This window comes from Bradyrhizobium sp. LTSP857 (genome assembly GCF_000938285.1).
Classification (GTDB): domain Bacteria; phylum Pseudomonadota; class Alphaproteobacteria; order Rhizobiales; family Xanthobacteraceae; genus Bradyrhizobium.
In genome coordinates, this window is the sequence record NZ_JYMS01000044.1 from 78,445 (window position 1) to 96,742 (window position 18,298).

The following is an 18,298-nucleotide window of genomic DNA, read 5'->3' on the forward strand; positions in this document are numbered from 1 at the left end:
GGGAGAGAGATCACGCCCCCGCCGCGTTCTTCGCGATCACGTTGCGATAGAAACTCGCGCTCAGCTTCGCCGTGCGCACCTGCGTGTCGAAATTGACGTGATAGAGCCCGAAGCGCTTGTTGAGGCCGAACACCCATTCAAAATTGTCCATCAGGCTCCAGAGGAAATAGCCGCGCACCGGCACGCCCTCGGCGGTGGCGCGCTGGAGCTGCGCGAGATAGTTGCGCAGATACATGATGCGGTCGGTATCATAGATCTTGCCATCGGGCGTGACCTGGTCCTCGCCCGAGGTGCCGTTCTCGCTGATGTAGATCGCATCCGTCTTCCAGATTTTTGCGGCCAGCTTCGGCACCCAATAGATCGTCTCGGGGCCGACGCGCAGCCACTCCGAATTCATGTGCGGAAAGGCTTTTGGCACCGGCAGCGGCATGAAGCCCGCGCCCTGGTCGGACGCGACGATGTAGTGCTGCGGGGCGTAGATGTTGAGGCCGAGGAAATCGACCGGCGAGGAGATGATCTTCAGCTCCGCATCGGTGTATTTCGGCGCATCGGCGCCGGCGTATTTCAGAAACGCGTCAGTGTAACGGCCCGTCATGATGACGTTGAGATAGCCGGCATTCAGCTCACGCAGCGCGATCTCGGCGGCGCGGACGTTCTCGGGCGTATCGATCGCCGGAACGCAAGCATCTATGTTCTCGGCCGGACCTACGCGTGTGCCGCGGCGGCCATGGGCACGCACCGCCTGCACGGCGAGCCCGTGCGCGAGCGCGCTGTTGTGCCTGATCTGGTTGATTTCGGCCTGCGGCAGCGTCAGGCCGGGCGCATCGATGCCGATGCCATAGCCGAAATAGACGAAGCGGCCGCTCTCGTTCAGCGTGAATACATTCTTGACGCGGTCGGTCAGATGCTCGGCGACATAGGCCGCGTAGTCGCCAAATATCTTGCAGGTCTCCGTCGAACGCCAGCCGCCAAAGCGGTCCTGGAGCGATTGCGGCAAGTCCCAATGATAGAGCGTCAGCCACGGCTCGATGCCGTTCTTGAGGAGTTCGTCGACCAGGCGATTGTAGAAGTCGAGCCCTTTCGGGTTCGGCTTGCCGTCACCATCCGGAAACACTCGCGGCCATGCGACCGAGAAGCGATAGGCCTTGCATCCGAGTTCCTTGATGAGCGCGATGTCGTCCTTGTAGCGATGATAATGCTCGTTGGCGCGGTCGCCGGTCGAGCCGTCCTCGATCTTGCCGGGGATGCGGACGAACTTGTCCCAGATCGAGGCCCCTCGCCCGTCCTCGTTGACGGCGCCTTCGACCTGATAGGACGAGGTCGCCGTGCCCCAGAGGAAGTTTTGCGGAAAGCTGCTCGCGCGGCGCGGCGCCGATGCCGGCCTTGCTTCAGCCACCGCGAGAGGCGCCGGAAGCCCGGCCGCGGACAGGGCCGCCAGCTTCGCGAACTGGCGACGCGAGACGTCGTCCGACATTATTGCTTCTCCGCTGATCTTGTTGCGCCGGCACAATGGCGGGTCGGAAACCGTTTGAGAAGCGGCGGCGTTGGAAATTGAGGATGCAGAATTGCCAGTCGCCGCAAACTGTCCATCGCCTCGGGGCAGCAAAAAAACCGCCGTGCTGGCGGGCCTCAACACTTATTGGTTTTGCAGGGACGACAGATCAGAGAGCTTCTGTGCTCAAAGTGCGCGCCTTCTGAAGCCGAGGCGGCTTGCAACCTGCGGTCGAGGACGAGGTCCACGAGGTATCAAATAGCTTAGCTCAGCAGGTTCACGGCTACCGTCGCCGTGAGGCTGGCAATGCTTGGCGCAGAGCTGATCGAGGCGCCGTTGGTCCTCGGGGCTTCGAAAGTCGTCGTGTTGGTAGAAGAGGTGTTCGAATTCCAGGGTCTCGTCGGGCGTGAGACCGTGCAGCACGATCCTGTTTTGTGCGTCGGTCGAATAACGAAAGAAGTGGCGCGGCTTGTTCAAAAGATCCATTTAATCCCGCCCCAGATGACCCAAACAATCGCAGCCATCCATGCCGCCATCGCGACGCCGGCGACGCCAAAAAAGGCGATCGCGACGACAGTGTCGCCAAATTGACGCGGGGCGTCCTTAACAGATGTTGGGCGGATGGTTCTGTCGAGCATTTCAGCCTGCTTGTTGGCAGGACATACCGAGGCTCGCGAGGATCGACAAACAGCCGGTGGAATTAATCTCACTATTTAACGTTAAAGCCCGTCCCGTCAGGGCCGCCAGCAGCGCGTCCACCGGCTCGCCGAGGAAACGCTTTAGAGCAAGGTGGCCGCGCTCGAGGACTGGTTCGTCTTCGCTCCGTGCCACTGCGATCCTGAGACCGGCAAGACCGGCGCGTGGTGCATAGCCTGCCGCTGCAGGTCGGCGCGCAGCTTCTCGAAGACGCTGTTCCAGTCGCTCCGTCGCGCCTGACGGTACAGTCGCAAGGTCGGATACCATGGGCTGTCCTCACGCTCGAGGAGCCAGCGCCAATCGGGCGTGAACGGCAGCATGGTCCATACCGGGCGTCCAAGCGCGCCGGCAAGATGCACGACGGACGTGTCGACCGAAATCAGCAGATCAAGGGCGGACAGGGCCGCCGCGGTGTCTGCGAGATCGTTGAGCTGCGGCGATAGATCGGTAACGGCCTGCGACAGTTGGAGCAACGCGTCATGATCCGCTGGCCGAACATCTTTCTGGAGGCTGTATAGCCGTACTCCGGGGATGATCAGCTCGGGCAGCAGCATGGACGCCGTGATCGAGCGCTGGCGGTCACCCCTGTGGTCGGGGTTGCCGGACCAGACCACCCCAACACGGAGATTATCGTCAGCGTCGAGGCGCTGCCGCCACGCGGCGACCGCCGCCGGATCGGCAGCCAGATAGGGGACCGTGGCAGGGATGTTGCCGAGATCGGTCCCGAACAGCCGCGGCAGACTCATGAGCGGGATATGAAAGTCGAAGTGCGGCTGCGGCGCGTCGGGCCCGATCACTGTTACGCCAGCGAGCGATGAACGCAGCAGCCGCGCGAGCGCGGCGGGTGCACGCAGGATCACGTGGGCACCGGCACGCGCCAGCAGCGGCAGATAGCGGACGAATTGCAGCACGTCGCCGAGCCCCTGCTCGGAACGCACCAGCAGGGTGCGGCCGGCGAGATCCTCGCCCTGCCAGAGCGGTTGCGGCAGGTCCGGCGCCTTGAGATTGCGAACGCCGCCTCGCCAGCGCCACTCGTATTCCTCCCAGCCTTGGGCAAGCTCTCCGCGCCGCAGCAGGCTGACCGCCAAGTTGAAGCGGATCTTGCCGGAGTTCGGCGCGAGCGCCGCGGCCTGCCGCTGGATGCCGAGCGCAACGTCGCCAAGACCTTGTTGCTCGATGGCGACACCGAGATTGGACAATGCCTTGGCACTCTTCGGATCCAGCACCAGTGCCTGGCGGTAGCACGCGATCGCAGCATCAAGCTGATCCTGCCCCTGGAGGGCAACGCCGAGATTGATATGGGCATCGACATGCGCGGGATCGAGCGCCAGCGCTTGGCGACACGCGACGACCGCGTCGTCACGGCGCCCGACCTCCTCGAGCACGGCGCCGAGATTGATGTGGGCTTCGACATTCGCAGGATCGAATGTCAGCGCCTGACGGTAGCATGCGATCGCTTCGTCACGGCGGTCGAGTTCCTCGAGCGCGATGCCGAGATTGGCGTAGGCGCCGGAACTGTCGGGATGCAGTTCGATGGCTCGCCGATAGGCATGGACACCGGCATCCGACCGGCCGGCATCCCTCAGCACGACGCCCAGGTTGAAGTGGAGCGCGGCCGAGTTCGGATCACGAGCGATCGCCTGCTGCAAGGCCTCGATCGCCTCGGCGTGTCGGCCGCAATCGCTGAAGGCGATGCCAAGCTTCGAATGGAGCCTGGCACGCGTCGGCGCCAATCCGACGGCATGCCGGTAGCAAGCAATGGCATCGTCGCAGCGGCCGTCGACCGAAAACGCGTCGCCCAGGATCTCAAGAGCTTGGGCATCGTCCCCGTGGATCGCCAGGGCACGCTCCAGCAAGTCGATCGCCTCGACGCGTGCTTCCGGCGCGCCGTCGAGGCACAGCACCACGGCCAGCAGCACCATGGCATCGCGAAAACGACGGTCTTGCGTCAGGATAGCACGGCACAGGGCCCCCGCCTCGGCAAGACGGCCGCACGCATGATCGCGGACGGCGGTCTCGAAGGCTGCCTTGACATCACCACCATCAGCCTCACCAACGTCAGCCTTGCCGGTGCTCGTCATTGGCTCCGCGTCCTGCCCTCCATTTTCAACGGGCGGCACACGGATTTCGGGCGCGATAATTTTCGCCGCGCGCTCGGCGAGCTCAACTCAGAACGTCACCCGCGCGCCCGCGTAGAACGCGCGCGGCCTTGCCGGGCTGAGCGAGCGCGCATCGGTGAAGTTGTTTCCGCCGTTGGCGAAGTTCGGCAGCGCAGTGGTGTCGAAGAAGGTGCCGTAGGTCGAGTAGCGGTTGTCGAAGACGTTGTCGACCTTGCCATAGAACTGGAGGTTCTTGGTGACCTGGTAGGACGTGTGCAGGTTGAACACCGCGTAGCCCGGCAGCTTGGGCGCCTGATTGGACTCGTCGCCGACATAATACTGGCTCGAGACCCAGAGCGCATCGCCGCCGACCTTCCAGGCGTCGGTGACGGCATATTCGATGCCGGCCTTGATGCGGTGGCGCGGGACGTTCGGAATCTGGTTGCCCGGTGAGATCTGGATGTTGCTGTCGCCGTCGGCGAACGGGCTATTCGAGCCGACCTGAAGCGCATCGAGGAAGCGGGCATCCACAAAGGCGTAGCTGGCGTGGAATTGCACCACATTCGACTTGAGACTCACCTCGGCTTCAATGCCCTGCCGGCGCGTCGAGCCGACGTTCTGGAAATAGCCAAAGCCCTGGAGACCCGGAATCGGGATCGCCAGGATGTCGTCATAATTGGTGGCACGGAAGCCACCAATCTTCCAGCCGAGCTGGCCGATGTTCAAGTCCTTGGTGCCGCGCAAACCGGCCTCGACGGTCTTCGATACGACCTGCTTCAACGACGGGTCGGAGACGAGGAAGGCAGCGATCAGGCAGGGGTTGTTCGGATCGGCGCAACCGAGCTCGAGCGGCGTCGGAACCCGGTTGGCTTCCGAATAACCGGCATAGGCGGTCAGTTCGGGCGTGATCTTGTAGGTGCCGCCGATCACCGGATTAAAGCGATCGAAGGTGTGATCGCCATTCAGCGCGGTGCCGAGCTGATCCTCCAGGGTGACGCGGGCCGTATTGTACCGGCCACCACCCGTGATGGCGAAGGCTTCCGTCACATTGAAAGTATCGAGCGCGTAGAGCCCGCGATATTGGTTGACGGTTCGAAGCGATACCGGGCCAATCGAGGTGGGATCGCCCGATTGGCCGAGGAAAATCCCATTGCCCGTCACGACGTAATTTTCGCCCAAAGTCCCGAGCTCGGAGCTCGCGTCGAAATGGGTGACGCTGGCATCGTAGGTTGCGCCGAGCACGAGTCGGTTCTCATGCCCGAACAACTGGTCGCTGTTGGTCGCCTGGCCGGAGATGCCGAACGTGGTCGAGCGCGTCGTGGTGCGATCGATCTCGCCGAGCACCGCGCCTGGAGCGAAGGGGTTGGCAAGCTGGGCGCCGTTCAGGCCGAAAGCCGGCGTGCTGTCGTCCCCGAAGCACAACAGTGTCGGATCGGCGCAAGGCTGGGCGTCGGTCGGATTGCCATCCTGGGTCTTCTGGCTGAAACCACGCACATGCGCCGTGCCTTCGAACGTCCAGGTCGGCGTGGCCTCGACCTTGCCGGTCAGATTGATATAGCCAATCTGGTTGGCATTGGTCTGCGGCGTGGTGTAGGAGGCGCCCCAATATTGCTGGAGCAGCTCGACCGGAACAGTGCTCGGTCCGGCCAGATGATTGTCGGCAACGCCCATGTTGATATGGAATTCATTACCCTCGAAGCGATAGCCGACGTCGCCGTAGAAGCGGCGGATGTCCGAGGAGGAAAAATTGCGGAAGCCGTTGTCATGCGCGCCCTCAAGCGCGCCATAGACTGCCCAGTTGTTGTCGACCTTCTTGCCCCATTGCGCCGAACCCTGGATGCGGCCAAACGAGCCGCCCATGACGTCGATCTCGGCACCCTGATAGGTGAAGCCGTCCTTCATCAGGAGATTGACGGCGCCGCCGAGCGCGTTGAGGCCGAAGGCGGGATTGTTGGTCACGATCGTGGCGGAACGGATTGCCGCGGTCGGGATCGCGTCCCAATTGACGGCGTCGGAAAAGGCTTCGTTGATGCGCACACCGTTCTGGTAGACGGCAAGCCCCTGCGGCGTGCCGACCAAAGGCGAAGCGACGTAGCCGCGAAACTCGATGTTCGGCTGGAACGGATTGCCGGTGACTTCGGTGAGATTGACGCCGGGGACATATTGCTGAAGCGCGTCGCCGATGTTCAACGAACCGGTACGCTTGATCTGGTTCGGATCGACCGCATTGACGCTCGCCGGAATCTTGTCGACATCGATGCTGCCGGAGGCGCCGGGCGAGGTCGGGTAGACGTAGAGCCTGGCCGTGGGCTTCGCGGAACTTGTCGTTCTGGCCGGCGCCGCCCGCGTTGGCGCGCGCCGCGTGGTCGGCTGCGGGGCCACCACCTCGATCGCCGGGAGGTTTTGAACGTTGGTCTCCTCGTCCTGCGCGGCGCGCGCGTCAGTTCCGAGAAAGAGTCCCGACAGCAGCCCCGTCGATACCGAGGCAATCAGTAGATTTCGCTTGTTTCTCGGCTTAGTTCTCGGCTTGCCCATTCCTGTCGCCCCATCCGTAACCTCCGGCTGTTTTGTTTTCGCCGTTTGGTTGGAGAGGAGTGTAGTCGGCGGCGGTGAGCGCGCCAGCTACAAAAGGTCGGGCAGCATCCGCGCCCGTTTTCCCGACGAAATCGGGAATTTTTCCCGAATGCCTTCTGCGCGATCAGGCCGCGACCGTCGGAACCAGCGCTTCCACGGTCACGCCACCCTCGCCTGATGCGACATTGAGCGTGCCGCCCAGCGCCAGAATGCGCTCGCGCATGCCGACGAGGCCGAAGCCGAGCTTCTGGCCCGGCTCCATGCCATGGCCGTTGTCGCTGACCCGCACCCTGGCGCAGCCGCGACCGTCGCTGCCCGACGGCTCCGCAGGCTCGATCACGACATCGATCGAAGTTGCGCCGGCGTGGCGGAACGCGTTGGTGAGCGCCTCCTGCACGACGCGGTAGATGGTGAGATCGGCGGTTTCACCGACCGGCCCGAGCGCGGGCGAGATCGTGGTCTTTATCGCGACGTCGGGACGCGATTCCCGCCACAATCGCGACAGTGATTCGAGCGCCTGGCCCAGGCCAAGCTCGGCGAGGCCCACAGGCCGGAGCCGCTCCAGCACGCGACGGGTGAATTGCTGGAGCGCGTTGATCTGCTCCAGCAAGGCGCTGCCGTGTTTTCGCACGGCGTCCGCGCTCAGGGCGCGCCCTTCCGCCAGCTTTGCGAGCGCGCTCGCATGCGCGCGCAGCGAGAATAGATATGGTCCGAACTCGTCGTGCAGCTCGCGCGCAATCTCCTTGCGCTCGACGTCCTGGAGCGACACCGCGCGCTCGGCAAGACGCCGCTTGTCCTCGACCGCCTCTCCCAATGTCGCGGCGAGATGATTGAGCTTGGTGCAGATCGCGGCGAGCTCGGGCGCGCCGCCCGGCGTCGCGCGCGAATCGTAGCGGCCGTCTTCCAGCTCGCCCATCGTTTGCGCCAAGGATTGGAGCGGCGCGAGCGCGCGGCCGACCACATTCATCATCACCAGGAACAGCGCGAGCGCGATGGCCGAGCCGACCTCGAGCTGCGTGACGATCGCGTCCCAGATCTCGGCGATCTCGTCATTTGGATGCGAGGTGATCACCAGCGAGCCGGGCTTGCCGTGGACCGAGACCGGCACGCTGACCGCGGTCTGCTCGGGATGAACCAGGCTGACAAACCAGGCCGGCGGTCCGGGCGTGTCGTCATCAGCATCGGGCCGCGGCGGGGTCAGCGGGTTCCCGCTTGAATCCTTGAGCGCGATGCTGACATGGCGCAGACGGTTCAGATCGCGCGCGATCTGGTTCAGCCTGGCATCGGGATCGGGCGCCTCGTTGAGATCGGCAACGATCATCTCGATAAACTCGCGCGCCAGCCGGATCACGCTCTGGTCCTCTGCCTGCACGCGCGGCCCCGCCTCCGCGGCCTGGCGGGCGATATTGACCGCAAGCCCCAGCGCCAGCAGCAACGCCAGCAGCAGGTTGATGCGCGCGCGCAAGGATAGATTTTGCCACATTGGTTACGCTCGTGCCCCCGAAGGATCGCTCGTGCCCGTCCGATGACGTTGACAGACCTGAAGCACCCGATATCTAATCGGAAGCGTACAGCAATCCCGGCCGGGTTGCATGACCCGACATGAGACGCGCGCGGCTCCCTTGTTCGGCATCATGCAGCGAAACAGGCAAGTTCTATCACGGGGAACGTGCTGTCGCGAGGAACGCCTATGCGCATTCTGATCGTCGACGATCATCCCATCGTCGCCTCCGGCTGCCGTGCCGTGCTGGCTGATGACGGCGAGATCGACATTCTGGAGGCCGCCGACGCCGAAAGCGGCGAGTGCGTCTTCATCGTCGAGCGCCCCGACCTCTGCATCATCGACATCAACCTGCCGACCGTCTCCGGCTTCGAGCTCGCGCGCCGCATCCTGGAGCGCGCGGCAGATGCGCGCATCATCATGTTCAGCATGAACGACGATCCCGCCTTCGCCGCGCGCGCGATCGAGTGCGGCGCCAAAGGCTACGTCTCCAAGACCGGCGACCCCGATGATCTCGTCGAGGCGATCCGCACCGTCGGTGCGGGCGGCACCTATCTGCCAAGCGCGATCGCGCGCAGCATCGCTTTCGCCGGGCCTACGCTGGCGCAAAACCCGCTATCGAAGCTGAACGCGCGCGAGATGGAGATCCTGCGGCTGCTCAGCGCCGGAAAAAGCCTGTCCGAGATCGCCTGGCTGGTGCAATCGTCCTACAAGACGGTCGCCAACACTTCCTCGATCATGCGCCAGAAGCTGGGCGTCAAGACCTCGGTCGAGCTGGTGCGGCTGGCGATCGACAGCGGCGTGGCCTGACTGGCGCCAGACTTGTCTTACGTAAGGCTTGGCGCGCCGCACAAATTCGGTCACACAAGCGTTGCAACGTAGATGTGGTGAGATGCCGCGGAGCACACAGGCATGACGATCCAGACTGTCTCGACCAATACATCCTATGGCGGCGTGCAGGGCGTGTACCGCCATGCGAGCGCTTCGACCGGAACCGACATGGTGTTCTCGGTCTATGTTCCGCCTCATCCGGCCGGGGCGAAGCTTCCCGTGGTCTGGTATCTCTCGGGGCTCACCTGCACGCATGCCAACGTCACCGAGAAGGGCGAATTCCGCCGCGCCTGCGCCGAGCTCGGCCTGATCTTCGTTGCGCCCGACACCAGCCCGCGCGGGCCCGACGTGCCCGGCGATGCCAACAATTCCTATGATTTCGGCCTGGGGGCCGGCTTCTACGTCGATGCCACGCAAGAACCGTTTTCGCGCAACTATCGCATGTGGAGCTATGTCACCGACGAGCTGCCAAAACTGGTCGCCGAGAATTTTCCGGTCGATGCCAAGCGGCAATCGGTGATGGGCCATTCGATGGGCGGCCACGGCGCGCTGACGGTCGCGCTGCGCAACCCGCATCGCTATCGTGCGGCCAGCGCGTTTGCCCCGATCGTGGCGCCGTCGCAGGTGCCCTGGGGCATCAAGGCGCTGACCGGCTATCTCGGGCCGAACAAGGACGCCTGGCGCAGCCATGACACGGTGGCGCTGATCGAGGACGGCGCGAAATTTTCGGGCTTCCTCGTCGATGTCGGTGAGGCCGACAACTTTCTGAAGGAGCAGCTGAAGCCGGAGCTGCTGCAAGCGGCCTGCACCAAGGCCAACATCCCGCTGACGCTACGGCGCCAGGCGGGGTATGACCACAGCTACTACTTCATCTCGACGTTCATGGGCGATCATTTGCATTGGCATGCGGAGAGATTGAAGGGGTGAGTTCCTTTCTTCCTTCTCCCCTTGTGGGAGAAGGTGGCGCGAAGCGCCGGATGAGGGGTATCTCACCGCGACTTCAGATGAGAGTTAGACTCGCGGAGAGAGACCGCTCACCCGTCTCGCCGCTGCGCGGCGAGCCACCCTCTCCCACAGGGGAAGAGGGAAAAACCTACTCCGGCTTCCCGTAGTTCGGCGCCAGCAACCGATTGCGGATCAGGTAGCTCATCGTGCGCGACCAGGATTCATCCGTATTGCCGCGCATGTCGGCACTCGCGGCCGTGATCATGTTGCCGGTCTTCACGTCGCGTAAGTAAATGTTCAAGTTGATGATCAGGTTTGAGACCTTCTGCACCATGCCGGTGATCTCGAGGTCGGCGCCCAACTGGCCCGCGAGCTTGAGGTCACAGCCGCCGCAGACCTGCAAATTGCTGTGACGGGCGGCATCCCTCACGGGCGCGACGTCGAGCATCTGGAACCTGCCTGAATCCGCCAGCGCCTTACGCAACTGCTCGCCGATGAGCTCGAGCCGCGCCTCCTCCGGCTTCGAGCCATAGAACTCGCCGGGCAGGCTGGTGTCGATCAGCTCGAAATCAAACACCACAAGCTTTGGTGAATCGGCGAGCGCAACTGATGCCGTCAACAGCAAAGCGGCGAAACATATCAGCGCTCGCATGATCGTGATTCCCGGCGTGCCCACGTGAGGACGAAATGCGGGGTTGCATGCCCTGCCAAATCGGTCATGCTTTAGCAGAGACAATTCTCCACCGGCGGTCAAGCCGGGGAGACGTACGGAGGAAGCATGATCCGATGGTTGCCCGGCCTGATCGGCCTGTGTCTGGTCGGTTTGAGTCTTGCCGCGACGCAAGCGCTCGCGGCCGACCCGGTCACGATCGGCGTCGGCTATCTCGGCATCGCCGGCACCAGATCGACACTGTCGCTGGTCGAGCAGCCCGCGGAGAATGACGGCGTCGCCGGCGCGCGCCTTGCGATCGAGGACAACAACACCACCGGAAAATTCCTCAACCAGCGCTTTGCGCTGGAAGAGCGCCGCATCAAGGAGGGCGAGGACGTGGTGCAAGCCGCGACCGACCTCGCCGCGCGCAACGGCTTTATCATCGCCGACCTGCCGGCCGACGCGCTCCTGAAAGTTGCCGACGCCTTGCGCGATCGCGGTACGCTGCTGTTCAATACCGGCGCGATCGACGAGCGGCTGCGCGAGGCCGATTGCCGCGCCAATGTCATCCACACCGCGCCGACGCGGTCGATGCTGGCGGATGCGCTCGGCCAGTATCTGGTGTGGAAGCAGTGGAAGCGGTGGCTGCTCGTGGTCGGCTCGCACGACGAGGACAAGCTGTTCGCCGATGCGCTCCGGCGCACCGCGACGCGCTTCGGCGCCAAGATCGTGCAGGAGCGCAGCTTCGAGGACACCGGCGGCGCGCGCAGGACCGACTCGGGCGTGACGCTGATCCAACGCCAGATGCCGGTGTTCACGCAGCAGGCGCCCGCCTATGACGTGCTCGTCGCCGCCGACGAGAGCGAAGTGTTCGGCGCCTATCTGCCCTATCGCACCTGGGATCCGCGGCCCGTCGCCGGCTCGGCCGGCCTGGTGCCGCGCAGCTGGGACGCAGCGCAGGACCAGTGGGGTGCAACCCAGATGCAGAACCGCTTCATGAAACTGAACTCGCGCCGCATGACCGCGCTCGACATGCAGGCCTGGACGGCCGTGCGCATGATCGGCGAAGCCACCTCGCGCACCAATTCAGGCGACGTCAAGAAGGTTACAGACTTCATCATGGGACCGGATTTTTCCGTGGCCGCCTTCAAGGGCACGAAGCTGACCTTGCGCGATTGGAATCTCCAGCTGCGCCAGCCGATCCTGCTCGTCGACGGCCGAATGGTGGTGTCGGTGTCGCCACAGGAGGGATTTCTGCACCAGGTCTCGGAGCTCGATACGCTCGGCTATGATCGTCCGGAGAGCAAATGCAAGCTGAAGTGAGGACGATGATGTCGCGCATGTTGCGTATGGGACTGCTATCCGGACTGGTGCTTGCCGCAGCGCCCGCCCATGCCTTCATTGCCTATGTCTCGAACGAGAAGAGCAACACGGTGTCGGTGATCGACACCGTGAGCTGGACGGTGACAAAAACCATCAAGGTCGGCCAGCGCCCGCGCGGCATCGAGTTCACGCGTGACGGCAAGTTCGTGATGGTCGCGGTCGGCGACGACGACACCATCCAGGTGATCGACGCCAAGACGCAAGGCATCGTCGACACCCTGCCCTCCGGACCCGACCCCGAGCTGTTCACGCAGGATGCCGCCGGTAAGACCCTTTATGTCGCCAACGAGAACGACAACACGGTGACCGTGATCGACCTCGAAAAGCGCGCCCGTCTCGGCGACATCCAGGTCGGCGTCGAGCCCGAGGGCATGACCATCAGCCCCGACGGCAGGATTCTGATCAACACGTCGGAAACGACCAACATGGCGCATTTCATCGATACGACCTCGCGCCAGATCGTCGCCAACGTGCTGGTTGACGCGCGGCCGCGCTTTGCCGAATTCAAGCACGACGCTTCCGAATTATGGGTGTCGTCCGAGATCGGCGGCACGGTGTCGATCATCGATCCCGGCAAGCACGAGGTGATCGGCAAGATCAATTTCGATATCCCGGGCCTGCGCCGCGAGGCGATCCAGCCGGTCGGCATCGGCATGACCAAAGACGACAAGACCGCCTTCGTCGCGCTCGGCCCCGCCAACCGCGTCGCCGTGGTCGACACCGCCACGCGCAAGGTGACGAAATATCTGCTGGTCGGACAGCGGGTCTGGCACATGGCGTTCACGCCGGACGAAAAGTACCTGCTGGTGACCAATGGCGTGTCCAACGACGTCTCGGTGATTGACGTCGCGGCGCAAAAGGTGATCAAGACGATTCAAGTGGGCGAGCTACCCTGGGGCATCACGATCGCGCCATGACCAGCCCTGCTCCCATCACCGAAACACGCGAGGCCGCGCCAAAGGCAGATACGGCGGCTGTGCCGGCGTTGTCGATTGATGGCATCAGCCATGCCTATGGACCGCGGCGGGCGCTGATCGATGTCTCCTTTAACGTCGCTCCGGCGAGCTTTACCGCGCTGCTCGGCCTCAACGGCGCGGGCAAGAGCACGCTGTTCTCACTCATCACGCGCCTGTTCGGCATCCAGACCGGCCGCGTCGGCATCTTCGGCCATGACATCAGCAAGAACCCCGGCGAGGCGCTGCGGCTACTCGGCGTCGTGTTCCAGCCGCGCACGCTCGATCTCGATTTGTCGCTGACGCAGAATCTGCTCTATCACGCCGCGCTTCATGGCATCAGCCGCCGCGAGGCCGCCACGCGCAGCGCCGAACTGCTCGGCCGCATCGGGCTTTCCGACCGCACCGGCAGCAAGGTGCGCGATCTCTCCGGCGGGCAGATGCGGCGGCTGGAGATTGCGCGCGCGCTGCTGCACCGGCCGCGGTTGCTGCTGCTGGACGAGCCGACCGTTGGCCTCGACGTCAAGGCGCGCGCCGACATCATCAGCCATGTGCGCCAGTTGGTAACGGAACAGGGCATCGGCGTGCTCTGGGCCACGCATCTGTTCGACGAGATCAACGCGAGCGACGATCTCGTGGTGCTGCATCAGGGCCAGGTGCTGGCCAAGGGCCCTGTCGGCCGCGTGGTTGCGGAGGCCGGCGCGCAGGACGTCAACACCGCCTTCATGCGTCTGACCGGCGCGCAAACCATGCCGGGAGGCGGCGCATGAGCAGCATCACCGCCCACGATGCGCCTCGCGGGTTCTCGTTCTCGGAGTACATGACCTGCCTCACCGGCATCGTCTGGCGTGAGGGCCTGCGCTTCCTGCATCAGCGCGAGCGCTTCGTCTCGGCGCTGGTGCGGCCGCTGGTGTGGCTGTTCATCTTCGCCGCCGGCTTCCGCCAGGTGCTCGGCATCTCCATCATCCCGCCCTACGAGACCTACATTCTCTACGAGGTCTTCATCGCGCCCGGACTGATGGCGATGATCCAGCTCTTCAACGGCATGCAGTCCTCGCTCTCGATGGTCTATGACCGCGAGATGGGCAACATGCGCACGCTGCTGGTGAGCCCGTTGCCGCGCGGGTTCCTGCTGTTCTGCAAGCTGCTCGCGGGAACCGCAGTGTCGCTGCTCCAGGTCTATGCGTTCCTTCTGATCGCCTGGTTCTGGGACATCACGCCTCCCCCGATCGGCTATCTTACCGTGCTGCCGGCGCTGATCCTGTCCGGCTTGATGCTGGGCTCGCTCGGCATGCTGATCTCCTCGGGCATCAAGCAGCTTGAAAGCTTCGCCGGCGTGATGAACTTCGTGATCTTCCCGATGTTCTTTGCTTCCTCGGCGCTCTACCCGCTGTGGCGGGTGCAGGAGGGCAGCCCTTATCTCTATTATGTTTGCCAGGCCAATCCGTTCACCCATGCGGTGGAGCTGATCCGTTTCGCGCTGTACGGACAGGTCAACTGGATCTCGCTCGCGGTGGTCGCGAGCTGCACAATCGTCTTCATGACCGGGGCGATTTTCGCCTATGATCCCTCGCGCGGGCTGGCCCGGCGCGGGCCTGCGGGAGGCGAAGGATGATGGTTCGGATCGTGACGATGGCCGCTCTGGCGCTCGCATTGACGGGCACAGCCGCGCGCGCGGCCGATCCGCGCTACCCCGATTGGCCGTGCACACAGGCCAAGGTGCCGGACATCTCGCTCGCCGCCGTCTGGGCCGGCCCGGCGCTCGACGATGCCGAGACCAAGTGGAAGGACGACGCAAAAATCAGTGCGCTGGTCTCGAAGCTCGCGGCACGCAAGACGCCGCTGGACGACGCTGAAAAGTCGGTGAAGGAATTTCTGGCGGGCTCCGCCGCCGACAAGACCGCGAATGCAAAGCTGCTGTTCGCCGGCCTGTTCGACACGCTCAACGCCCAGCGCTCCCAGGTCATGGGCGGGCTCGAACGGGTCAGCCGCAAGCAGCGCGAGGCCGCCGACAAGATCCGCGACGAGACGATTCAGCTCCAGACGCTCCAGGGGGCGACGCCGCGCGACGACACCAAGGTCGAGGCACTGAGCAACCAGCTGATCTGGGAGACCCGCATCTTCGAAGACCGCCGCAAGGTGGTGCGATTCGTCTGCGAGGTTCCGACCGCGATCGACCAGCGCCTGTTTGCGCTGGGACGCGTAATCCAGCAGGAAATGGAATAGCGTCAGCCTCACTGACAGCTCCGCAAAAGTTCCCGCGATCTCAACGCGATCGTTAACGGTTGCCGCGCTATCTGCCGGAACCAAATCGATCTAGGATGTCTTGTCGATGTGGATCTCGAACGCCGGGAGGCCTCGATGGGAACCAGACAATTCATCTTCGCGGGCGCTGCAGCCATCAGTATGCTCGCATCCAGCGCATTTGCCGCTGACGATATGACCGGAATGGTCACCAGGATCGATCGCCTCAACAACACGATCTCGATCCAGCAGACGCAGAAGGGCACGGTCGGCGGCAGCGCCGGCGGCGCTGGCGCGCTCCAGGAGTACAAGGCCAAGGACGCCGCGATGCTGGACGCCGTCCATGCCGGTGACCGGGTAAGCTATACCGCGACCGAAGCGGATGGCACGGGCACGCTGACGAAGTTGCAGAAGCAGTAACTCCTACTGATCGGGGCGCGGCTCCGGTTGCGCCTCGTCGGTCGGGAGTTTCGCGCGCTCCCAGCCGTCGGTGCCGTCGGGATACCAGGCGATGTTGGAGTAACCGTCAGCCAACGCGCGCTTGGCGGCGTTCCACGACATCCAGCAATCGGCCAGGCAATAGATCACGAGCAGCGCGGACTTATCGTCGTGCGACGCGCGCGCGAGGCCGCGGCGGAAATAGTCATCCATGGCGGGCGGCAGCGTGCCGTAGCCGGTATCCGGCAGCCAGATGCTGCCCGGAATGTTTTTCCGCGGCGCATCGCGCCACACCGTACCTTCGGGAAGGTTCTTCGGCTTCGGCGGTCGCGGCAGGACATCGATGAACGCGCCGTTCTTTGCCCGCCAGATCGCCTCGGCCTCTGCGGTCGTGAGCACGCGTGCGCCTTCCAGCGTCGCCGGCACCGGCGCGCGGTAATTGTCGGTACGAAATCCTTCCGGCTCGAACGGCTCCTGCTGCTGCGCGAATGCCGGCGCCGCCAGCATGGCGGCGACGATCGCAGCGGCAAGACGCCGTCTCATGGCGCCTTCTTGGCCGTCTCCGCGCCGAGCGGCCGGTCGCCCTCATCCAGCAGCGGCACACCGAAGTCGATCAGGATCTTGTTGATCTCGCCCTGGTTCTCCTGGATCAGCTTGTTGAGCTGCCGCTTCCAGTTCTGGTCGGCCGGGCGCACGCCCATGCCAATGCGATAGACCAGCTTCGGCCCGGTGGTCTCCTTCACCAGCGGCGTGACATGAAGCGAGCCGGCCTTCTTGGCGTAGAAGCCCGCCATCGGGCCCCACAGCACGCCGGCGTCGATCTTGCCGTTGGTGAGATCGTCGATCATGGCCTGCGCCGAATTGTCATAGCGGGTGTCGATCATCAGCGGATAGGGCTTGGCGTCGCCCATCAGGCCGGCGATCGCCATGTTGGTGGCCGGCGGAGTGCCGGCGACGATGCCGACATGCTTGCCCTTGAGCCTGATATCCTCGAGCGTATCGACGTCCTCGAGCCCGCCGCCCGCTTTCGCGACCAGCGCGTAGGACGTGCGGTAATAGGGGTTGGTGCCCTGCACGAGGTCGTCGCCTTGCGGAAAGCCCATGATGACGTCACAGCGATGCGCACCCAGCGTCATGCGCACGAAGCCGGTCGCCTGCGGAAAGAAGACATAGTCGAGCTTCTTCTGGAGCTTGTCTGCGAGCAGCTCCGCGAGCTTGTTCTCAAGCCCCTCGCCCTTCTCGTTGGAGAACGGCAGGTTGCGCGGATCGGCGCAGACGCGCAGCACCTTTGGATCGACCAGCTCGAATGAGAGGTCGCCAGTCTCGCTTGTCTGCGCCATGGCGACATCGCCGACTGCGCAGGATGCGACCATGGCGCATAGCAAAATCAACCAGCAACGATGTCGCCCGGCCTCCGTCATCGCGCTTCCTCCATCTTTTGTCTGGATGCTATCCATGCAACGCAGGACGCACCATGTTTTGCCAAACTTTGTGTTGGCTTGTTGTGCTGCAGTGCAATGCCGCAAACCCCTGAACTGAGGCGGAAAAGTGTCTCATCTCGCTTCAACGATCGCAGCCTTGACCCTGCTGGGCTTCGCGACGCTAGCACGCGCGGGGACAGCCGAATTGCCTGTGAGCGAAGTCGCGCCGGGAATCTTCGTACACTCCGGGACCATCGCCCTGATGACCCGCGAGAATGAGGGCGACATTGCCAATGTCGGCTTCATCGTCGGCGAGGATGCGGTGGCCGTGATCGATACCGGCGGCAGCGTCCGCGAGGGCGAGGCGCTGCTCGCGACCGTGCGGGCCCACACCAGCAAGCCGATCCGCTACGTCATCAACACCCACGGCCATCCCGACCATGTCTTCGGCAATGCCGCTTTTGTGGCGGAAGGAACCAGCTTTGTCGGCCACAGCAAGCTGCCGCAGGCGCTGGCGACGCGCGGGCCGTATTATCTCGACAATTTTAGACGCATCATGGGAGACGAATTGATCTCGCCGGTGAAGATCGTGCCGCCCACCCTGCTCGTGCAGGACACGCTGATGCTCGATCTCGGATCGCGCCGCTTGTCCTTGCGGGCATGGCCGGCCGCGCACAGCGACAATGATCTGACCGTGTTCGATGAGACGACCAGGACGCTGTTCGCAGGCGATCTCGTCTTTCTCAGCCACATTCCGGTGATGGACGGCAGCATTCGCGGCTGGCTCGCCCTGCTTGGGGAACTTGAGACGATTCCAGCGGCCCGCGTCGTTCCCGGTCACGGCCCTGTGAGCGACTGGCCGGCCGCACTTTCCGATGAACGGCGTTATCTCTCGACGCTGCTGTCGGACGTGCGTGCGCTCAACAAGAAGGGCGAATCGATCCGGGCCGCGGCGGACAAGGCGGCCTCATCCGAGCGTTCCCATTGGGATCTCTTCGACGACTACAACGCCCGCAACGCAACCGCAGCATTTTCGGAAATTGAATGGGAGTAGCGGACGCGCTAGGGT

The 18,298-nt window shown here is 63.8% G+C and carries 17 protein-coding genes; 10 read left to right on the forward strand and 7 right to left on the reverse strand.

Going from position 1 to position 18,298, the window contains the following annotated elements; genetic code table 11:
• Window positions 1-10: 10 nt before the first annotated feature.
• Window positions 11-1,474 carry a GH1 family beta-glucosidase gene (locus UP06_RS27085; RefSeq protein ID WP_045006728.1) on the reverse strand — a complete coding sequence of 488 codons (1,464 nt, stop codon included), beginning with the start codon at window positions 1,472-1,474 and terminating at the stop codon, window positions 11-13.
• A 324-nt stretch (window positions 1,475-1,798) separates the two neighbouring features.
• Here UP06_RS27085 and UP06_RS27090 point away from each other — a divergent pair, with 324 nt between their 5' ends.
• Complete coding sequence (locus UP06_RS27090) at window positions 1,799-2,083, forward strand: hypothetical protein (protein ID WP_045006729.1); 285 nt, start codon at window positions 1,799-1,801, stop codon at window positions 2,081-2,083.
• Between the two features lie 188 nt (window positions 2,084-2,271).
• Here UP06_RS27090 and UP06_RS27095 read toward each other — a convergent pair whose 3' ends face one another.
• From UP06_RS27095 to UP06_RS27105, 3 genes are all read right to left on the reverse strand, one after another.
• Window positions 2,272-4,269 carry a tetratricopeptide repeat protein gene (locus UP06_RS27095; protein ID WP_050032083.1) on the reverse strand — a complete coding sequence of 666 codons (1,998 nt, stop codon included), beginning with the start codon at window positions 4,267-4,269 and terminating at the stop codon, window positions 2,272-2,274.
• Between the two features lie 87 nt (window positions 4,270-4,356).
• Window positions 4,357-6,822, reverse strand: coding sequence for a TonB-dependent receptor (locus UP06_RS27100; protein ID WP_045006730.1), 2,466 nt, complete (start codon window positions 6,820-6,822; stop codon window positions 4,357-4,359).
• Window positions 6,823-6,985: 163 nt separating this feature from the next.
• Window positions 6,986-8,344 (reverse strand): histidine kinase, encoded by a 1,359-nt coding sequence (locus tag UP06_RS27105; RefSeq protein ID WP_045006731.1) that lies wholly within the window; start codon window positions 8,342-8,344, stop codon window positions 6,986-6,988.
• A gap of 207 nt (window positions 8,345-8,551) precedes the next feature.
• On the opposite strand from UP06_RS27105, the gene UP06_RS27110 reads away from it, so the two are divergent.
• Window positions 8,552-9,172 carry a response regulator gene (locus UP06_RS27110; protein ID WP_045006732.1) on the forward strand — a complete coding sequence of 207 codons (621 nt, stop codon included), beginning with the start codon at window positions 8,552-8,554 and terminating at the stop codon, window positions 9,170-9,172.
• A 102-nt stretch (window positions 9,173-9,274) separates the two neighbouring features.
• Window positions 9,275-10,120 (forward strand): S-formylglutathione hydrolase, encoded by an 846-nt coding sequence (gene fghA / locus UP06_RS27115; protein WP_045006733.1) that lies wholly within the window; start codon window positions 9,275-9,277, stop codon window positions 10,118-10,120.
• 166 nt (window positions 10,121-10,286) lie between these two features.
• Here the strand turns inward: fghA and UP06_RS27120 are convergent, their stop codons facing one another.
• Entirely contained in the window at window positions 10,287-10,790 is a 504-nt protein-coding gene (locus tag UP06_RS27120; protein ID WP_045006734.1) for a DUF3280 domain-containing protein, read from the reverse strand.
• Between the two features lie 126 nt (window positions 10,791-10,916).
• On the opposite strand from UP06_RS27120, the gene UP06_RS27125 reads away from it, so the two are divergent.
• The 6 genes from UP06_RS27125 to UP06_RS27150 all read left to right on the forward strand — a co-directional run bounded on the left by UP06_RS27125 (window position 10,917) and on the right by UP06_RS27150 (window position 15,790).
• On the forward strand, window positions 10,917-12,113 hold the full coding sequence (locus UP06_RS27125) for a lanthanide ABC transporter ABC transporter substrate-binding protein PedA1 (RefSeq protein WP_045006735.1): 1,197 nt from the start codon (window positions 10,917-10,919) through the stop codon (window positions 12,111-12,113).
• A gap of 8 nt (window positions 12,114-12,121) precedes the next feature.
• Window positions 12,122-13,090: a YVTN family beta-propeller repeat protein gene (locus tag UP06_RS27130; RefSeq protein ID WP_045006894.1), complete on the forward strand. Its 969-nt coding sequence runs from the start codon at window positions 12,122-12,124 to the stop codon at window positions 13,088-13,090.
• Entirely contained in the window at window positions 13,087-13,896 is an 810-nt protein-coding gene (locus UP06_RS27135) for a lanthanide ABC transporter ATP-binding protein PedB/LutE (RefSeq protein WP_045006736.1), read from the forward strand. The genes UP06_RS27130 and UP06_RS27135 overlap by 4 nt, the downstream gene beginning before the upstream one ends.
• Complete coding sequence (locus UP06_RS27140; RefSeq protein ID WP_045006737.1) at window positions 13,893-14,741, forward strand: lanthanide ABC transporter permease protein PedC; 849 nt, start codon at window positions 13,893-13,895, stop codon at window positions 14,739-14,741. The genes UP06_RS27135 and UP06_RS27140 overlap by 4 nt, the downstream gene beginning before the upstream one ends.
• On the forward strand, window positions 14,738-15,352 hold the full coding sequence (locus tag UP06_RS27145; RefSeq protein WP_045006738.1) for a hypothetical protein: 615 nt from the start codon (window positions 14,738-14,740) through the stop codon (window positions 15,350-15,352). The genes UP06_RS27140 and UP06_RS27145 overlap by 4 nt, the downstream gene beginning before the upstream one ends.
• A 135-nt stretch (window positions 15,353-15,487) precedes the next feature.
• Window positions 15,488-15,790, forward strand: coding sequence for a copper-binding protein (locus tag UP06_RS27150; RefSeq protein ID WP_045006895.1), 303 nt, complete (start codon window positions 15,488-15,490; stop codon window positions 15,788-15,790).
• A gap of 3 nt (window positions 15,791-15,793) precedes the next feature.
• Here the strand turns inward: UP06_RS27150 and UP06_RS27155 are convergent, their stop codons facing one another.
• Together UP06_RS27155 and UP06_RS27160 are read right to left on the reverse strand one after the other, a co-directional pair.
• On the reverse strand, window positions 15,794-16,351 hold the full coding sequence (locus tag UP06_RS27155) for a PQQ-dependent catabolism-associated CXXCW motif protein (protein ID WP_045006739.1): 558 nt from the start codon (window positions 16,349-16,351) through the stop codon (window positions 15,794-15,796).
• A complete protein-coding gene (locus UP06_RS27160; protein ID WP_045006740.1) occupies window positions 16,348-17,229 on the reverse strand; it encodes a substrate-binding domain-containing protein in 882 nt (293 codons plus the stop codon). The genes UP06_RS27155 and UP06_RS27160 overlap by 4 nt, the downstream gene beginning before the upstream one ends.
• 262 nt (window positions 17,230-17,491) lie before the next feature.
• On the opposite strand from UP06_RS27160, the gene UP06_RS27165 reads away from it, so the two are divergent.
• Window positions 17,492-18,283, forward strand: a complete 792-nt coding sequence (locus UP06_RS27165) for a quinoprotein relay system zinc metallohydrolase 2 (RefSeq protein WP_502691607.1) — start codon at window positions 17,492-17,494, stop codon at window positions 18,281-18,283.
• The last annotated feature ends 15 nt before the right edge of the window (window positions 18,284-18,298 follow it).

Bases quoted from the DNA above. Each gene is read 5' to 3' on its own strand.
- UP06_RS27110 (WP_045006732.1), top strand. From the start codon at position 8,552: ATGCGCATTCTGATCGTCGACGATCATCCCATCGTCGCCTCCGGCTGC.
- UP06_RS27165 (WP_502691607.1), top strand. From the start codon at position 17,492: ATGACCCGCGAGAATGAGGGCGACATTGCCAATGTCGGCTTCATCGTC.
- UP06_RS27100 (WP_045006730.1), bottom strand. From the start codon at position 6,822: ATGGGCAAGCCGAGAACTAAGCCGAGAAACAAGCGAAATCTACTGATT.
- UP06_RS27145 (WP_045006738.1), top strand. From the start codon at position 14,738: ATGATGGTTCGGATCGTGACGATGGCCGCTCTGGCGCTCGCATTGACG.
- UP06_RS27160 (WP_045006740.1), bottom strand. From the start codon at position 17,229: ATGACGGAGGCCGGGCGACATCGTTGCTGGTTGATTTTGCTATGCGCC.
- UP06_RS27150 (WP_045006895.1), top strand. From the start codon at position 15,488: ATGGGAACCAGACAATTCATCTTCGCGGGCGCTGCAGCCATCAGTATG.
- UP06_RS27155 (WP_045006739.1), bottom strand. From the start codon at position 16,351: ATGAGACGGCGTCTTGCCGCTGCGATCGTCGCCGCCATGCTGGCGGCG.
- UP06_RS27120 (WP_045006734.1), bottom strand. From the start codon at position 10,790: ATGCGAGCGCTGATATGTTTCGCCGCTTTGCTGTTGACGGCATCAGTT.
- UP06_RS27130 (WP_045006894.1), top strand. From the start codon at position 12,122: ATGTCGCGCATGTTGCGTATGGGACTGCTATCCGGACTGGTGCTTGCC.
- UP06_RS27140 (WP_045006737.1), top strand. From the start codon at position 13,893: ATGAGCAGCATCACCGCCCACGATGCGCCTCGCGGGTTCTCGTTCTCG.
- UP06_RS27125 (WP_045006735.1), top strand. From the start codon at position 10,917: ATGATCCGATGGTTGCCCGGCCTGATCGGCCTGTGTCTGGTCGGTTTG.
- UP06_RS27090 (WP_045006729.1), top strand. From the start codon at position 1,799: ATGCTTGGCGCAGAGCTGATCGAGGCGCCGTTGGTCCTCGGGGCTTCG.
- UP06_RS27095 (WP_050032083.1), bottom strand. From the start codon at position 4,269: ATGACGAGCACCGGCAAGGCTGACGTTGGTGAGGCTGATGGTGGTGAT.
- UP06_RS27105 (WP_045006731.1), bottom strand. From the start codon at position 8,344: ATGTGGCAAAATCTATCCTTGCGCGCGCGCATCAACCTGCTGCTGGCG.
- UP06_RS27085 (WP_045006728.1), bottom strand. From the start codon at position 1,474: ATGTCGGACGACGTCTCGCGTCGCCAGTTCGCGAAGCTGGCGGCCCTG.
- fghA (WP_045006733.1), top strand. From the start codon at position 9,275: ATGACGATCCAGACTGTCTCGACCAATACATCCTATGGCGGCGTGCAG.
- UP06_RS27135 (WP_045006736.1), top strand. From the start codon at position 13,087: ATGACCAGCCCTGCTCCCATCACCGAAACACGCGAGGCCGCGCCAAAG.